This is a genomic window from Chromobacterium sp. FG22 (assembly GCF_057809415.1).
Window position 1 is genome coordinate 22,812 of sequence record NZ_JBMDJX010000023.1, and the last position, 16,075, is coordinate 38,886.

Here is a 16,075-nt window from a genome sequence, read left to right on the forward strand (position 1 = left end):
TGCATTTAGTCGACCCGTTTAAAGCTCAACCGCAAGCGCCGACATGGCCGCAGGCGGTGCAGAACTCGCAGCCGTCTTTCTTGATCAGCGCGTGGTTGCCGCATTCCGGGCAGGGTTTGCCCGGCACCTGTTTCAAGGCGGCGCTGGCTTCCGGGCTGAACAGATCGCTCTGCTCCGGCACCATCACCCCCATCTCCTCCAGCGGCACGCCTTCCTCGGTCAGCACGCCCAGCATCGCGTAGCGGTGGATGATCAGCTGCGCCAGATAGGCGACGGTGGACGGCCAGCTCTGCGATTTTTCCACGCCGGGGATGCGGGCGAAGAAATCGCCCTGCGGCTCGGCGTAGCTCAGCAGCTTGCGCAGCTTGAGGCCGATCCAGGCCGGGTCTATCACCCGCATGTCCAGGCTCAGCATTTTGCACAGGCCGTCCAGCTCGCGCGGGTAGGCGCCGGCCAGCCACATCGAATACGGCCGGCGCTGGCCGTTGGGCAGCACCAGTTCCTTGATGAAGAGCACGAAGTCGTCGCCGGTTTGCGGGTTGCTGACGTCCACCGACCAGCTCATGGTGCCGTCGGTGCCCGATTTGGGCTCCTTGCGCGCGAACAGCGCGTCCATCACCGGCGTCGGCTCGTTCTGGTCCGCCGGCAGCGCGCCCAGTTGCTCGACGCGGTGGCGCACCACCTGGCCCAAGGCCGCCGAGGCCGAGGTGGCGTAAACGGTGCGCTCGCCCAGATCAAACACATAGCGCTTGTCGCCGTTGGTGTGCGACAGCGCGTCCAGCTTGGCCGCCAGCCAACCGTGATCGCGGCAGCGCATGTCCATGGACAGAGTCTTGGCCACCGCGCCCAGGCCGCGCTGTTCTTCCGTGGCGTTGACCCAGCATTCGAACGGCGACACCCGGCCGTTCTCCACATGGCCCACCACCACGGCGAAATCGCCGGCGTCGCCTTCCACCATGAAGGTCCACGACGGGTTGCCTTCCTTCAGCTTGGGCCGGTTCGGCCATTTCAGGCTGGACAGCGCCGGCGTCGGCGCGGTATTGAGCACCACGCGGCGGTCCGGGTCGCCGTCGCCGCTGCCGGACAGGTCCTGCGGCGTGGCGGCGCTGGGCTTGGCCGGCTCCACCGACAGCACCGAACCCAGCACATTATTGGGCCGGTAGGTGGTGATGCCCTTCAGGCCGGCGCGCCAGGCTTCCAGGTAGAGGCTTTCGAAATCGTCGAAGGGGTAATCGCCGGGCACGTTCACCGTCTTGGAAATGGCGGTGTCGATATAGGGCGCCACCGCCGCCACCATGCGCATATGGTCCAGCGCGCTCATTTCCAGCGCGGAAACGAAGTAGTCCGGCAAGGCGTTGGTGTCGCCGCCCTGCATCCGGTAAACGCGGTAGGCGTGGTCTTCCACCAGGTATTCCTGCTGGCTGCCGTCGGCCATGCGCTTCTTGCGGGTGTAGAACCAGGAGAACGGCGGCTCGATGCCGTTGGAGGCGTTGTCGGCGAAGGCCAGCGAAATGGTGCCGGTGGGCGCGATGGACAACAGGTGCGAGTTGCGGATGCCGTGCTTGCGGATGCGCGCCTTGATCGCCTCCGGCAGCCGGCTGGCGCAATGCGGCGCGGCCAGGTAGGCGTCGGCGTCGAACAGCGGGAAGCCGCCCTTCTCGATGGCGAGATCCACCGAGGCGTCGTAGGCGGCGTCGCGCATCGCCTCGGAAATGCGGCTGGCGAAGCGGCGGCCCTCCTCGCTGTCATAGCGTATTTTCAGCATGATCAGCGCGTCGCCCAGGCCGGTGAAGCCCAGACCGACGCGGCGCTTGGCCTGCGCCTCGCGCTGCTGCTCTTCCAGCGGCCACACCGTCAGGTCCAGCACATTGTCCAGCATGCGCACCGACATGCGCACCACTTTCTCGAAGCTCTTGAAGTCGAAGCTGGGCTTGTCGCCAAACGGCTGACGCACGTGGCGGCACAGATTGATGGAGCCCAGATCGCAGCAGCCGTAATCCGGCAGCGGCTGCTCGCCGCAGGGGTTGGTGGACTCGATCACCTCGCAATAGGACAGATTGTTGTCCTGATTGATGCGGGTCATGAACAGCACGCCCGGCTCCGCGTGATCGTAGGTGGAGGCCATGATCTGCCGCCACAGCTCGCGCGCCGGCACCGCGCGGTAGACCCACAGGCCGTCCGCGCGCTGATAACTGTCGGGGAAAGCGTTGGACGACGGCTCCACCGCGTGGGTCAGCTCCCAGGCGGCATCCGCCTCCACCGCGCGCATGAAGTCGTCGGAGACGCCCACCGAGATATTGAAATTGCGCAGATCGCCCTGGTCCTTGGCGTGGATGAAGTCCTCCACGTCCGGGTGGGAAATGTCCAGCACCCCCATCTGCGCGCCGCGGCGCGCGCCGGCGGACTCCACCGTTTCGCAGCTGCGGTCGAACACCCGCATATAGGACACCGGGCCGGACGCGCGGCTATTGGTGCCCTTGACCCGCGCGCCCTTGGGACGGATGCGCGAGAAGTTGTAGCCGACGCCGCCGCCGCGGCGCATGGTTTCCGCCGCCTGCAGCAAGGCCTCGTAAATGCCCACCTTGCCGTTTTCGGTTTCGGACACCGAATCGCCCACCGGCTGCACAAAGCAATTGATCAAGGTGGCGCGCAGATCGGTGCCGGCGGCGGAATTGATGCGGCCGCCGGGAATAAAGCCGTTTTCCAGCGCCTGATAGAACAACGGCTCGAAACGAGCCGGCTCGCTTTCCAGCGCCGCCAGCGCCTTGGCCACGCGCAGGCGCACTTCGCTCACGCTGTGTTCGCCGTTCTTGGCGTATTTTTCCAACAGCACCTCGCGGGAGATGTCCTGCTCGGTCATGGCGGCGATGTTTTCCTGCTTCATGGTTCCCGGTTCCTCTTGAATTGCGGCCTGCGGCGGCCAGGGCGGCCCCCTTCCAGCATGCAATGGACCGTGTGGGCCGCAAAAGGTTTCAACACGTCCGATACGCAATATCTGGAAAAGAAAAACGGCGTATTACACTATATGTAGTTACGCCGTTCGTTGACACATATCAAGCGCTATTCCACGCCGCCGCCGCTTTTCCCGCTTGTCATGGGTAAAAACACGACGCGCGGCCGCCGCCTCACGGCGTCTTCAGCTTCACCTCCAGCGGCACACCGTCGCGGCCGGCGGAGACCTTGACCGGCTCGCCCAGCTGGATGCGCTCCTGCAAGGCCGGATCGGTCTTGAGCATGGCCGCGCGCGCGTTGGCGGCGCGTTGCTTGGCCAGTTGCTGCAGGCTGGCGTCGGTGATGCTCTGCGCGGCGATCAACTCGTCCCGCAGCAGCTTGCCCAGGGCCGCGCCGGACGGCCCGCCCGGCTTCAGCGTGTGGCCCAGCAGCTTGAAGCGGCCGATCTGCTTGCCGTACACCGATTTGACCGCGGACAGGATTTCCTCGTCCTGCATGTCCGGCAGCGGCAGCGGCTCGCCGGCGCCCAGCTGATGGCCGGCGGCGGCGAAGATCGCCAGATCGGTTTGCGCGCGCGCCATTTCCTTGCGGTCCGCGTCGGCGTTGTAACCGCCGCTGATGGACAGCATCAGCTTGGGCCGCTTGACCATCAGCCCGGCCACCTTGACCAGCTTCTCCCGCTCCGGCGGCGTCACATTGGCCTCGCCGGCCACGAAGCGGATATCGTCGAAGCCCTCGCCGCCCAGCAAGGCGCCCAGCGCGCGGAACGGCGCGGTCACCACCTTGGTCACCACGTTGACGATGGCTTTCCAGATGATCTTGCCGTAGCTGAACTGCGGATCGTCCAGACTGCCGGCCACCGGCAAGTCCAGGTCGATGCGCTTGTCGCTGTCCTCCAGAATGGCCACCGCCAGCCGCAGCGGCAGCCGCGGGCCCTTGTATTCGCTGTCCGGCAGCTCGTCGCCCAGTTGCAGGGAATCGATCACCACCCGGTTCTCGCCCTTGAGCTGGCGCTGCTCCAGCAGATAGCGCAGGTCCACCGACAAGCGTCCGTCCTTGACCTGCCAGCCGGCGAAGTTCATCGAATACGGGTTCAAGGTGCCCATGGAGATATTGCGGAAGGCCAGGGTGATGTCGGTGTTGTCCGTGGGCGCCAGCGGCGACAGCGCGCCGCGCACCTTGACGTCGCCGAACTGGTCCACGTCGCCGTCCAGCGTGATGTTGCCGCGCTGCTTGGCGCGGGTGGACAGGTTCTGGATGGAGCCGCGCAGATTATGCATGTCGGACGCGAAGTCCGGCTTCATGCCGTGGTCGGCGAACTGCACCCGCCCGCCCTGCACATGGATGGACCGGACCTCCACCAAGGGCAGCGGCGCCGCCTTGGCCGCCGGCGCCGGCGTCGCCGGCTTGCCGCCCTGGCCGGCGAACAGCCGGGTCAAATTGAGTTCGCGCTTTTCGTCCAGCACCAGCCGCGCCGCCGGCCCTTGCAGCCGCACATCGTTGATCGTCGCTTTCAGCGGCATGCCCTGAGCGCTGAGGCCGCGCACTTGCAGATCGCGCCACCCCAGCAAGGGCAGCTTCTCGCCCGGCTCGTACACCGCCAGCCGCGCCACGCCGGCGGAGCCGCCGACGCGCCAGCCGCGCGCGCCGACATCCAGATTCAGATCCGCGGACAACGCGCCGCCGCCGAAACGCAGCGAGGTTCCGCTCAAGGCGTACGGCGCCAGCGGCGCCAGCTGCACCCCGTCGGCGCGCAGCCTGCCCTTGAGCGCGCCGGCCGCGGCGTCGATATCGGCTTTGACCGCCAGCTTGCCGCCGTTGAGCCCGCCGGCCAGATCCAGCGCCAATTGCCGGCCGTCGTCCACCGCCACCGTGCCGCCCAGGCCGGACAGCGTCATGCTGGCCGGCTTGGACAGGCTGCGGTCGGTCCAGCGCAGCTGGCTGTCCTGCAAAGCCATTTCCGGGTAATCGAACTTCCAGGCCGGCGCGGCCTCGCCTTGCGCGCGCGCCGGGGCGGCGGCCGGTTTGGAACCGCCGGCCGGCTCGAACAAGCGGGCCAGATTGATCTGGCCGGCGCGGTCGCGCTCCACCTGCGCATCCAGGCCGCTCAAGCTCAGCTTGCCCGGCTCGATGCGACGGCCTTTTTGCGACAGCTGGCTGGACGCCAGCTCGGCGCTGGCCAGGCTCAAGACCGGCGCCGCGCCCTGCGCGCCCAGCTTCAGCTCGTCCAGCCGCGCCAGCAGGCCTGTCAGCGCGAAGCCGTTGTCCGGCGACAAGGAAAAACGGCCGGACAGCAAAGGCAGCTTGGCCTCCAGCGCCAAGGGCTGGCGGAAACCCTGATCCGCGTAGCTCACGCGCCAATTGCGCAGCTTGATCGCCTCGATGTTCACCAGCCACGGCAGCGGCGCGGCCGCCGGCTGCGGCTTGGCGGCGGCCGGCGCGGCCGGAATCGCCTTCTGCCAGTCCACCGTTCCGTCGCGGTCGCGCCCGGCCATCGCCAGACCCTGATCCAGCTCGATGGACTGCACTTTCAGCATTGAACGCGCCAGGTCCAGCGCGCCGCCTTCGACGCGGACTTCCGGAATCGTCAGTTCGCTGCGGCCGCCCGGCGCCTTCAGCGCGAAGCGCAGCAGGCTGGCGCGGAACGGCGACACCGTCAGCTCCGGCGTCTTGCCGGACATTTCAAAATGGTAGCGCGCGGACACGGACAGCCGCCCTTCCGGCGCGGCGGTGTTGAAATGCGGCTGCACATAGGGCCAGACCGAGGCCAGCGGCAACTCCGCCATCTGCGCCTCGCCGTCCGACTTCAGCGGTTGCAGATTGATGCTGCCCTTCCAGTTGAAGCGGGTGCCGTCGGTCATGGCCGCCTGCATCGTATAACTGCCGTTTTCCGGCAGCGTGGACAGGTCCAGCAGCGACAGATTCAACGGCACCAGGGTGAAGCGCTCGTCGCCGCCCAGTTGATCGGACAACTGCGCCTGGCCCTTGCGGATGTTCAAGGCCTTGATCATCAGCCGCGGCAGCTTGTCCGAGCCCCCTTCGGGCTTGGCCGGGCCGGCGGCGTCGGCGACGAAGCTGGCCCAGTTCCACTGCCCGGCGCGGTTGCGCGCCAGGGCCAGCCGCGGCTCTTCCAGGGAAAACTCCTGCGCCTGCCAGCGGCCGATCAAGAGCATGGACGGATCCAGGTTCAGATACGCCCGCTTCACCGCGAACAGCGGCCGGCCGTCGCCCTCGCTCAGCTTGAGATCCCTGACCTCCAGCGACATGTCCCAAGGCGTGATCCTCACCTCGCCCATGCTCAGCGTGCGGCCTATGCTCTTTGCCCACTTGGCCGCGGCGTCGCTGATCATGCCCGGCGCCAGCCAGCCCAGGAAGCCCCACAGCAGGGCCAGCAAGACGATGGGAACCGCCAGCCAGCGCAGCCAACGACGGCGCGGTTTAGACGCTGGCGGCTTGGAATCTGAAGCGGGAGTGATCTGTTCGGTATCGTTTTCCATATCGTCTAATTCTAATACTCATAAAGAGGTCTTAACAGTCCCCTGGGCAGATTTCCCTGTTGCCGCAAACCAACAACTGACCGGCATCCAATCAATAATCATTGCGAATGTCCACGCGCCGGGACTAGCATGCATTCGTTCAAAATATTGAACATTTCGAACCAAAAACGATCAATGCCATTCAAAGCGGCATTGTGCCGTATTACCAAATCTGAGAGGAGCACCCGGATTGCCGATCCATCATTGGGCCCGATTCCAGCCCCGTCCCGCCTGCCCGCGCAGCCCCGGCTGCCGCACACTGGACCGTAGATTATTTTTAGTACAAGCGCAGCGGCCGCATACGCTGAGGCACGACGCCCGGCGCGACAGCAGCTCGGGCGCGCACACATGACAACAGAGGCTTTATGAATAACGCAGAACAAATCAACAAATGGTTGGACGACAATCGCATCACCGAAGTGGAATGCCTGATCCCGGACATGACCGGGCTCGCCCGCGGCAAGATCGTGCCGCGCCATAAATACAATCCGGCCGAAGGCCTGCGCCTGCCGGAAGCCGTGCTGTCCATGACCGTGACCGGGGACTACCCGGACCAGGACTTCACCTCCCTCGCCGATCCCGACATGCGGCTGATTCCCGACGCCAGCACCCTGCGTCCGGTGCCGTGGAACCTGGAGCCCACCGCCCAGATCATCCACGACTGCGCCTTTTTCGACGGCCGCCCGGTGGACCTGGCGCCGCGCAATGTGCTCAAGCGCATCCTCAAGCTGTACGAAGACGAAGGCCTCAAGGCCGTGGTGGCGCCGGAAATGGAGTTCTACCTGGTGGAAATCCAGCCGGACGAAGACATCCCGCTGCGCCCGCCGGTTGGCCGCACCAAACGCACCGAAGCCGGCATGCAGAGCTTCTCCATCGACGCCGTCAACGAATACGACGGTATCTTCGACGTGATGTACGACTGGTGCGAAGCCCAGGGCCTGGCGCTGGACACCCTGATCCACGAAATGGGCACCGCCCAGATGGAAATCAATCTGGACCACGGCGACCCGCTGGCGCTGGCGGACCAGGTCTTCCTGTTCAAACGCACCGTGCGCGAAGTGGCGATCCGCAACAATATGTACGCCACCTTCATGGCCAAGCCGATGCAGGGCCAGCCCGGCAGCGCCATGCACTTGCATCAGAGCGTGGTGGACAGGGAGAGCGGCAAGAACATCTTCAGCCTGAAGGACGGCCAGCCCTCGCAGAAATTCTTCCATTTCATCGGCGGCCTGCAAAACTATCTGCCGCCGGCGATGCCCTTTTTCGCGCCCTATGTGAACTCCTACCGCCGGCTGAGCCGCTACACCTCGGCGCCGATCAATCTGTCCTGGGGCTACGACAACCGCACCTGCGGCCTGCGCGTGCCGCACTCGGACCCGCAGGCGCGGCGAGTGGAAAACCGCCTGGCCGGCGTGGACGTCAACCCCTATCTGGCCATCGCCGCCAGCCTGGCCTGCGGTTATCTGGGCATGAAACAGGGCCTGATGCCGTCCGAACCGCTAAGCGGCAGCGCCTACGAGCAACCGCACCAGCTGCCCCGCCACCTGGACGACGCCATCGACATGCTGCTCAAGTGCGAACCGCTGACCAATCTCTTCGGCGAACACTTCATCCGCACCTATAGCGCGATCAAGGAAGCCGAGTACCGCGAATACTTCGACGTGATCAGCCCGTGGGAGCGGCGCTTCCTGCTGCTGCACGTTTGATCGGCGCTTAGAGCGTGTTCACCGTTTCGCGAGCCAAGCTGAAACAAGGCGAAAACTGCTGAGAAAACGGAGCGCGCACACGGTAGACGTGCGTTTCGAAGTGGTACTCGCCGTGCAACGCTTCACAATGCGCTGCGGACTTTGAACCGCGTCTTAAGGCGCGGACCGCTCGCCGCCGGCTCCTGTTCCGGGCCGGCGGCTTTTCCGCCCCACCGTCATCAAACTGTGCATTGACAATCCCCGGCTCAGAATATTCAATATGCTTAACACTTGCCGCCAGAGCATTCCATGCACCCAAGCCCCCAGCCCGACCCCGTCCGCCCAGCGCCCTGCGCCGGGCTGAGCCTGAGCCAAGTCCTGCGCCAGGTGCAAAGCGACGCCTCCCCGGACAACGACCGCGACTACTGCCGCGCGCTGCACGACTTCGTGCGCGACCGCGTACGCTTCGGCTTCACCAGCCAGTTTGAAACCGTCACGCCGGAACGCACGCTGGCGCTGGGCCGCGGCCATTGCAACGCCCAGGGCGATCTGCTGCGCGCGCTGCTGACCACCGCCGGCATTCCGGCGCGGCTGCGCTTCGTGCGGCTGGACAAGCGCGTGCTGCGCCACGCTGTGCCGGCCCCGATCTACCTCTGCCTGCCGGAACACCTGTTCCACGGCCTGGTGCAAGCGCGGCTGGACGGCCGCTGGCTGCACTGCGACAGCTATCTGTTCGACCCCGACGGCTTCGAGCGCCAGTACGCGCGCCTGCTCGCCTCCGGCCTGCCCCGCGGCTACGGCCTGCGCCTGGGCGCGAACTGCCGCTGGAGCGCGGACGCCGACAGCTTCTGCCAAGCCGGCGCCGACGACCTCCACGACGAAGACCCGGTCTACGACAACCTGGCCATCGCCCTGCAGGAAAAAGCCGGCAACAACACCTTGCTGGGCCTGCACTTCAACCAATGGCTGAAGCTGGCGCCGTCGCCGCTGCGCCGGCGCGGCGAACGCTATCTGAACAGCCGGCTGCATCCCGCCCGCTGACGCGGCCGGCCGGCGCGGCCGCTATGACGGCAAGCCGCCGGCTCCCGGCTTGCACGCCCAGGTGGCGATGAAGGCCGGCAGATAGCCGTCGATGACAAAGCGCGGCGTCGGCTGCATCTCCTCGTGAAACCCCGCCAGCAAGAAGCCGGCCTCCAGCTGGCCGCCTATCTGCTCCGCCAGGCTGTGGCCGAACACCAGCGCCTCGCCGCCGGCCCGCTTGGCCGCCAACGCCTCCGGCGCCAGATCGCGCAGATCGGAATACGGCGCCGGATAGCGCGGCCGGATCAGGCCCTGGCGCGCGTATTCCGGATCGCGGTCGCAGATGAAGGCCGCCGGATTGAAAAAACTGCTGAGCAGGCGGCCGCCCGGACGCAGCACCCTGAAGCACTCGCGCCACACCGGACGCACGTCCGGCACGTAAAGATTGGAAATCGGGTGGAATACGCAATCGAAGCTGGCGTCGGCGAAACGGGACAGCTCGCGCATATCGCCCAGCTCCGTCGCCAGGCTCAGCCCTTCGCGCCGCGCCACCAGGCGGTCGCGCTCCAACTGCTGCTCGGAGGCGTCCAATACCGTGACCTCGGCGCCGGCCGCCGCCAAGAGCGGACCCTGCTGGCCGCCGCCGCTGGCCAGGCACAGAATGCGCCAGCCGGCCACCTGATCCAGCCAGCCGGCCGGCAACGGCCCCGGCGTCAGCCGCGCCCGGTGATCGCCCGCGCGCGCGGCGGCGACGGCGGCGGCGTCCACCGGCTGCGACCACGGGCCGGCCTGCTCGGCCTGGCGGTCCCAGGCGGCCTGATTATGCGAAAAAATATCGAGAGAAACGTGTTCCGACATGGGGAGTCCTGTTCCATTCAGAAAATTGGGGACACCCAGCCAAAAGCGCATCCATAGCGAAATGGACAGCCCCCGCGAAGGGGTAAAGACGAAGCGGAAGACCAAACGAAACGGCAATGCGGCAAACGGCCCTGGCTGGGCAAACGAGTGACGGGCATTACAGCTTCATTCCGGCGCGCTCCTATCGGGACAACACTGAAGAGATTCAAACCGCGCAAGCATGCGGCGCAGGCGCTCATTCTACGCCAGATCAAATTTAAATGACATAACAATTCCGTAAACCACGCCATTCAAGCTTTGCGCTCCCCCACCCCTCGGAGACATGATGAAAGCTTGCCTGGCACTGTGCGCCGCGCTGCTGGCCGCCCCCGCCCTCGCCGCCTATCCCGACGACCTCAGGCTGACCACCTGGAACGCGATGCTGCTGCCGCAGTCGCTCTATCCCAATTACGGCCAGGAACAGCGCGCCCGGCTGATCGCCGCCGCCCCCATCCTGCAACACCAGGACGTGGCGGTGTTTCAGGAACTGCAGGACAACAGCAGCTCCGAAGCGCTGCTGCAAGGCCTGAAAGCCCGCTTCCCGCACCAGACCCCGGTGATAGGCCGCAGCCAGAGCGGCTGGGACGGCACCGATGGCTGGAACGGCGCCAAGCCGGAAGACGGCGGCGTCGCCATCGTCAGCCGCTGGCCGATTGTGGAAAAACGGCAATATCTGTTCCGCACCGCCGGCTGCAGCTGGGAACAATACGCGCTCAAGGGCTTCGCCTACGCCAAGCTGCAAGCGGGCGGCCGCTACTATCACGTGCTGGGCGCCCATCTGCAGTCGGAAGACAGCGGCTGCAAGGAGCACGCCGCGGTGCGCCAGGCCCAGCTGCGCGAAATCGCCGACTGGCTGCGCGCGCGGCAACTGCCCAAGGACGAAATGGTGCTGATTGCCGGCGACATGAACGTGGACCGCCGCAAGCCGGCGGAATACCGCGCGATGCTGGACATCCTGCAAGCCAGCGAGCCGCGCTACGCCGGCGTCGCCGACAGCTTCGACACCGCGCGCAACGGCCTGGCGCTGGAGCGCTACGGCGCGCGCGGCGGCGACGTCCCGGAATACCTGGACTACATCCTGACGCTGAAAGCCCACCGCCAGCCGTCCGCCTGGCACAATCTGGCGCTGGACGCGCCGTCCCCGCAGTGGACGGTGCAATCCGTCGGCAAGCACACTTACGCCTACACCGACTACAGCGACCACTACCCGGTGCAGGCCTTCGCCTGGGCCGACGCCGCCACGCCCACGCAATCCTATACCGACCAGGCCGGCAGCTACCGCCAGGTAAGCCTGCAAAACCTGGGCAACGGCCAATGGCTGCAAAGCGCCGCCGCCAACGACGGCTGGCTGAAGACCGGCCCCGGCAACGGCCCCGCCGCCCGCTTCAATCTGTCCAACAACTTCGCCATGCGCGACAACGGCTGCCTGCGCTCAGGCGACTATCTGCGGGTGGAGCGCGCCGACCGCCCCGGCTGGTTCTGGACCTGGTGGGGCGGCCTGGACGCCAATCAATACGCCTACTACACCAAGCAAGGCCCGCTCAACGCCTCCACGGAACTGCGGCTGCAGATTCAGGACCGGCCGGACGGCTGCCTGCGGGACGGCGACATCGTCAGTTTCAAGGATTGGGCGCGGCAGAGCGATTACTATCTGACCGCCTGGAACGGCGGCGCTCACGATGGCCAGCTCTATCTATGGCAGCCCGGCGTCGGCCCGCGCGAACGCTTCCGCGTCGGCATCGCGCGCCAGCCGCAGCGGCAGGATTGGAAAGCGCAATTGATTTACGCGCAGAACAAGAAGCGCTAAGAACGTGTTTACGATCTCGCGAGCTAAGGCGAGACAAGGCGAAAACAGCTGAAAAAACGGAGTGCACACACGGTATATGAGCATTTCGAAGCGGTACTCGCCGTGTCACGTCTCACGACGCGCAGCAGATCGTAAACAGATTCCAACGAGAACAGCGGGCGGCTAGCCGCCCGCTTTCAGGAGCGTTACCAGGCGAGGATCAGCAACAAACTGCCCAGCAACAAACACAAGGGAGAATAGAAACGGGTGTCGTTGCGGGCGAAGCGGCTGTCGCGCACGCTCTTGAACAAGCCGACGTAGCGGAATTCGCCGATGCCGCGCAGCAGCAACGCCGCCGCCAGCGCCAGCAAGCCCCAGCGCACGGTCTCCATTTGCCAGAAACGCGTCAGATGGCCATGCAGCGCAACCGCCAGCGCCGACAAGGCCAACACGCCGGCCACGGCGAACGTGCCGCCGCGGGTGGGCTGGAACAAGGGCTTGCCGTCCACCTCGGGCACGGCGGCGCCCATGCCCACGGTGCCGCCCAGCGCCCAATAGCAATGGACCAGACTGATAATCAGAAAAACAGTAATCAAAAACAGGCTCAGCATAAGCAGGTTCCCTTTCTAATTAAGTGTTTATCGGAAGTTCAACCTCGCCTTGATTATAACACAATCCCATCTGCATTGATTTTCGGCAAAAAAACGGCAACGCCGGGCAAACTCGCGCCCATCGCCGCGGATGGCGCGCTGAGTGAATTCTGCAAGCCGCCCTCCGGCTTTTTGACGACAGTAGCGGGGTCGAATCACTCCATGTCTTCCACTTGAAAGCCGACCCCATGCCAAACATCACCGCCCACAGCGCCACTCGCCCCCTCGCCGCTCCCGCGGCCTTGCCGACTGCCCGCGCCGCCGCCGCTCAGCCACAACTGGGCCTGGGCCGGCAGCTGGCCAGCGCCTCGAATCGCTGCGCCGCCGCGCCGGACCGCCCGCAAACCACGCAAGGACCCGTTCCGCAGCAAGCCCGTTTCCAGTCGCTGTTGTTCCGGGTGGCCAACGGCGAGGTCAACGCCTCCCCTGCGCGTCAGGACCAAGCGGTGGCGCTGTACGGCCTGAGTCACGCGCAACTGCAGCTGTCCCGTTTCGTGCGCGGCGAACTGGACATGCAAAACGTCGCCACCATCGCCAATTACAATAAGCAGCTGAACATCGTCCATTACAGCCGCGACGACGCCATGTATAGCATCTCGCCTCGCAAGCTGATCCAGGAATTCAGCCGCCACATCAGCGACGCCGCCGCCGGCAAGCTGGTCAAGCGCGCGCCGCAGCCGGCCGCCCCCATCCTCCAGGCCTGGGCCGATTACCTGGGCGCCCATCACACGCGGCTGGACCCGTTTGTCCGGCTCAACGCGCTGCTGGCCGACGTGCCGCCGGCGGAGCGCTCCGCCGTGGCCACCCGCTTTGTGCTGAAGAACACCAGCGGCGGCTGCCGCACGGAAACCACGGTCAACACCTTGCTCTATCTGGTGCACGCCTGCGGCTGCAAAAACGCCGACGACGTCGCCGCCGCGCTCGGCAAGCGCACGCTGGAACAGCGCGACCTGCTGGACCTGTCCGAGCTGTTCATCAAGCACTTCTTCCGCAACTCCAGCAAACTGGGCCTGGAATTCTTCGCCCAGCAAGGCGCGGAAATCGCCTTTGCCTGGAACGACGCCGGCCGCGGCAAGATGGACCTTGAAGCGATACGGCAAAAACCCTGGCAAGAACAGCAGCGCCGCTTCCAGCACAGCTACGAGCCGATCACCTACTCCGAAGTCCGCTCCGTGCTGCGTCAGCCCGAGCTGTTCGACGGCAAAGTCTCCAAAGTGTATTTCGCCGACAACGGCGTGGAACTGGCCGGCTCTCCCGCCTCCGAACAATGGGTGGCGCTGACGCGCCCCATCGCCGCGCAGCGCCACTAAACAAGGCCGCATAAGACAACAGCCCCCGGCGCTTTCGCACCGGGGGCTGTTTTCAGATCAAGCGCTCTCGCCGCTTACTGCGCGTCCGCCTGGATAGCGGTCAGGGCGATGGTGTAGACGATGTCGTCCACCAGCGCGCCGCGCGACAGATCGTTGACCGGCTTGCGCAGGCCTTGCAGCATCGGACCCACCGACACCACGCCGGCGGAGCGCTGCACCGCCTTGTAAGTGGTGTTGCCGGTGTTCAGGTCCGGGAACACGAAGACATTGGCGCGGCCGGCCACTTCGCTGTCCGGCGCCTTTTGGCGGCCTACGGATTCCACGCTGGCGGCGTCGTACTGCATCGGGCCGTCAATCATCAGATCCGGGCGCTTTTCTTTGGCGATGCGGGTGGCTTCGCGCACTTTCTCCACGTCCGAACCGCTGCCGGAAGTGCCGGTGGAGTAAGAGATCATCGCCACGCGCGGGCTCAGGCCGAAGGCGCTGGCGGAATCCGCGGACTGGATGGCGATGTCGGCCAGCTGCTCCGCGTTCGGGTCCGGGTTCACCGCGCAGTCGCCGTACACCAGCACCTGATCCGGCATCAGCATGAAGAAGATGCTGGACACGATGCTCGCGCCCGGCGCGGTCTTGATCAGCTGCAGCGCCGGACGGATGGTGTTGGCGGTGGTGTGCACCGCGCCGGACACCAGGCCGTCCACCTCGTTCAGGGCCAGCATCATGGTGCCGATCACCACGCTGTCCTCCAGCTGCTCCGCCGCCTGCGGCGCGGTCAGGCCCTTGCTCTTGCGCATTTCCATCATCGGCGCCACATAGCGGCCGGCGGCCTCTTTCGGGGCCAGGATTTCAATATCGGCCGGCAGGGTCACGCCCTGGGCTTCCGCCACTTGGCGGATGCGCTCCGGTTCGCCGATCAGCACGCAGCGGGCGATGCCCTTCTCGTGGCAGATGGCGGCGGCCTGGATGGTGCGCGGCTCGTCGCCTTCCGGCAGCACGATGCGCTTTTGCGAGCGGCGCGCGCTCTCGATCAGACGATGGCGGAAGGCCGGCGGCGGCAGGCGTACTTCGCGCGGCTCGCCTATCTTCTGCACCAGCACCGCGGTGTCGATGCGCTCGGCCACGAAGTCGATCATCGCCTGCATGCGCTCGGCGTCTTCCATCGCCACGTGACGGTCCAGATTGGCCAGCATGGTGCTGGTCTCATAGGTGTCGCGCTCGGTGGACAGAATGGTCAGGCCGGCTTGGCGCGCGGACTGGATCAGCGGCAGGATGCTGCCGGACACCGGTTCGCCGCAGGTCAGCAGCAGGCCGGCCAGCGGCACGCCGCGCAGCATGGCCAGCGAGGTGGCCAACACCACGTCGCTGCGGTCGCCCGGCGTCACCACCAGGGTGCCCGGCAGCAGGCGTTCGGCCATCTTCTCCACGGTGCGGGCCGCCACCACGGTTTCGCGCATGCGCGCTTGCTCGATCTGGCCGGCGTGTTCGATCTTCAAACCCAGCGCGCTGACCACGTCCAGCACGCGCGGCGCGTCCAGCTTGGCGTCGTAAGGCACGCAGCCCAGCAGCGGCGTGGCGCAGCCCTGCTCCGCCAGCTCCGCGCGCAGGCCGGCCAGATTGCCGCACTCCGCGCCGCGGTTCAGCAGCAGACCGGCCAGTTTGCCGTTGCCGTCGGCGCCGAACTGGCGCTGCACCAGCTGCACGCATTCGGCGATGTCGCGCGCGCCGCGGCCGGCGCCGGACAGCACCAGCAACAGTTCCGCGGACAGGCTGCCGGCCATTTCCGCGTTCAGGCGGATGGCGGTTTGCGCGTCGCTGTCCGGCACCAGGCCTTCAACGATCAGCACATCGTGATTGTCCCGCGCCTGTTCCGCCAGGCGCACCACGTCTTCCATCAAGGTGGCCAGCTCGCCTTCGCGCAGCATGGCTTGAGCGCGGGCAAACGGGATGGACGCCGGCGCGTCGATATTGCACAGCTGACGGGCGAAGTGGCTGGACAGCTCGGCGCCCACGCTGGCGGGCTGCGCGATGGGCTTGACGAAGCCCACCTTGATGCCGTCGCGCTCCAGCGCGTGCACCAGGCCCAGGGTCATGGAGGTCAGCCCGGCGTCCGAACCATAGGAAGCCAGGAAAAACACTCGTTTCGGTTGTTGCGATGTCATGAGTTTTACTTTCGACGCGCGCGCCGCCGCAAAGCGGCCCGGCGTTCAGAATCAGGCGGCGGCCGACGGAGCGCCGGCCG

The 16,075-nt window shown here is 66.1% G+C and carries 9 protein-coding genes; 4 read left to right on the forward strand and 5 right to left on the reverse strand.

The genetic code is table 11. From position 1 onward, the window contains the following. Positions 1-25: 25 nt before the first annotated feature. Together ACODSD_RS19070 and ACODSD_RS19075 are read right to left on the reverse strand one after the other, a co-directional pair. Positions 26-2,884 (reverse strand): adenosylcobalamin-dependent ribonucleoside-diphosphate reductase, encoded by a 2,859-nt coding sequence (locus ACODSD_RS19070; RefSeq protein WP_107800147.1) that lies wholly within the window; start codon positions 2,882-2,884, stop codon positions 26-28. Between the two features lie 241 nt (positions 2,885-3,125). Continuing rightward, positions 3,126-6,449 carry a DUF748 domain-containing protein gene (locus ACODSD_RS19075; protein WP_488878050.1) on the reverse strand — a complete coding sequence of 1,108 codons (3,324 nt, stop codon included), beginning with the start codon at positions 6,447-6,449 and terminating at the stop codon, positions 3,126-3,128. 404 nt (positions 6,450-6,853) lie between these two features. Between ACODSD_RS19075 and ACODSD_RS19080 the strand changes: the two genes are divergently transcribed. Continuing rightward, positions 6,854-8,194: a glutamine synthetase family protein gene (locus tag ACODSD_RS19080; protein ID WP_107800145.1), complete on the forward strand. Its 1,341-nt coding sequence runs from the start codon at positions 6,854-6,856 to the stop codon at positions 8,192-8,194. Between the two features lie 288 nt (positions 8,195-8,482). Further along, complete coding sequence (locus ACODSD_RS19085; protein WP_488878051.1) at positions 8,483-9,214, forward strand: transglutaminase-like domain-containing protein; 732 nt, start codon at positions 8,483-8,485, stop codon at positions 9,212-9,214. Between the two features lie 21 nt (positions 9,215-9,235). On the opposite strand, the gene ACODSD_RS19090 is transcribed toward ACODSD_RS19085, so the two are convergent. Further along, positions 9,236-10,051 (reverse strand): class I SAM-dependent methyltransferase, encoded by an 816-nt coding sequence (locus tag ACODSD_RS19090; protein WP_488878052.1) that lies wholly within the window; start codon positions 10,049-10,051, stop codon positions 9,236-9,238. 325 nt (positions 10,052-10,376) lie between these two features. Here ACODSD_RS19090 and sph point away from each other — a divergent pair, with 325 nt between their 5' ends. Then, positions 10,377-11,897 (forward strand): sphingomyelin phosphodiesterase, encoded by a 1,521-nt coding sequence (sph, locus tag ACODSD_RS19095; protein ID WP_488878053.1) that lies wholly within the window; start codon positions 10,377-10,379, stop codon positions 11,895-11,897. A 185-nt stretch (positions 11,898-12,082) separates the two neighbouring features. On the opposite strand, the gene ACODSD_RS19100 is transcribed toward sph, so the two are convergent. After that, entirely contained in the window at positions 12,083-12,487 is a 405-nt protein-coding gene (locus ACODSD_RS19100; protein ID WP_107800141.1) for a DUF3995 domain-containing protein, read from the reverse strand. 227 nt (positions 12,488-12,714) lie between these two features. On the opposite strand from ACODSD_RS19100, the gene ACODSD_RS19105 reads away from it, so the two are divergent. Beyond that, positions 12,715-13,836 (forward strand): hypothetical protein, encoded by a 1,122-nt coding sequence (locus ACODSD_RS19105; RefSeq protein WP_488878054.1) that lies wholly within the window; start codon positions 12,715-12,717, stop codon positions 13,834-13,836. A gap of 74 nt (positions 13,837-13,910) precedes the next feature. Here ACODSD_RS19105 and pta read toward each other — a convergent pair whose 3' ends face one another. Beyond that, positions 13,911-15,995, reverse strand: a complete 2,085-nt coding sequence (gene pta, locus ACODSD_RS19110; RefSeq protein WP_107800140.1) for a phosphate acetyltransferase — start codon at positions 15,993-15,995, stop codon at positions 13,911-13,913. Between the last annotated feature and the right edge of the window lie 80 nt (positions 15,996-16,075).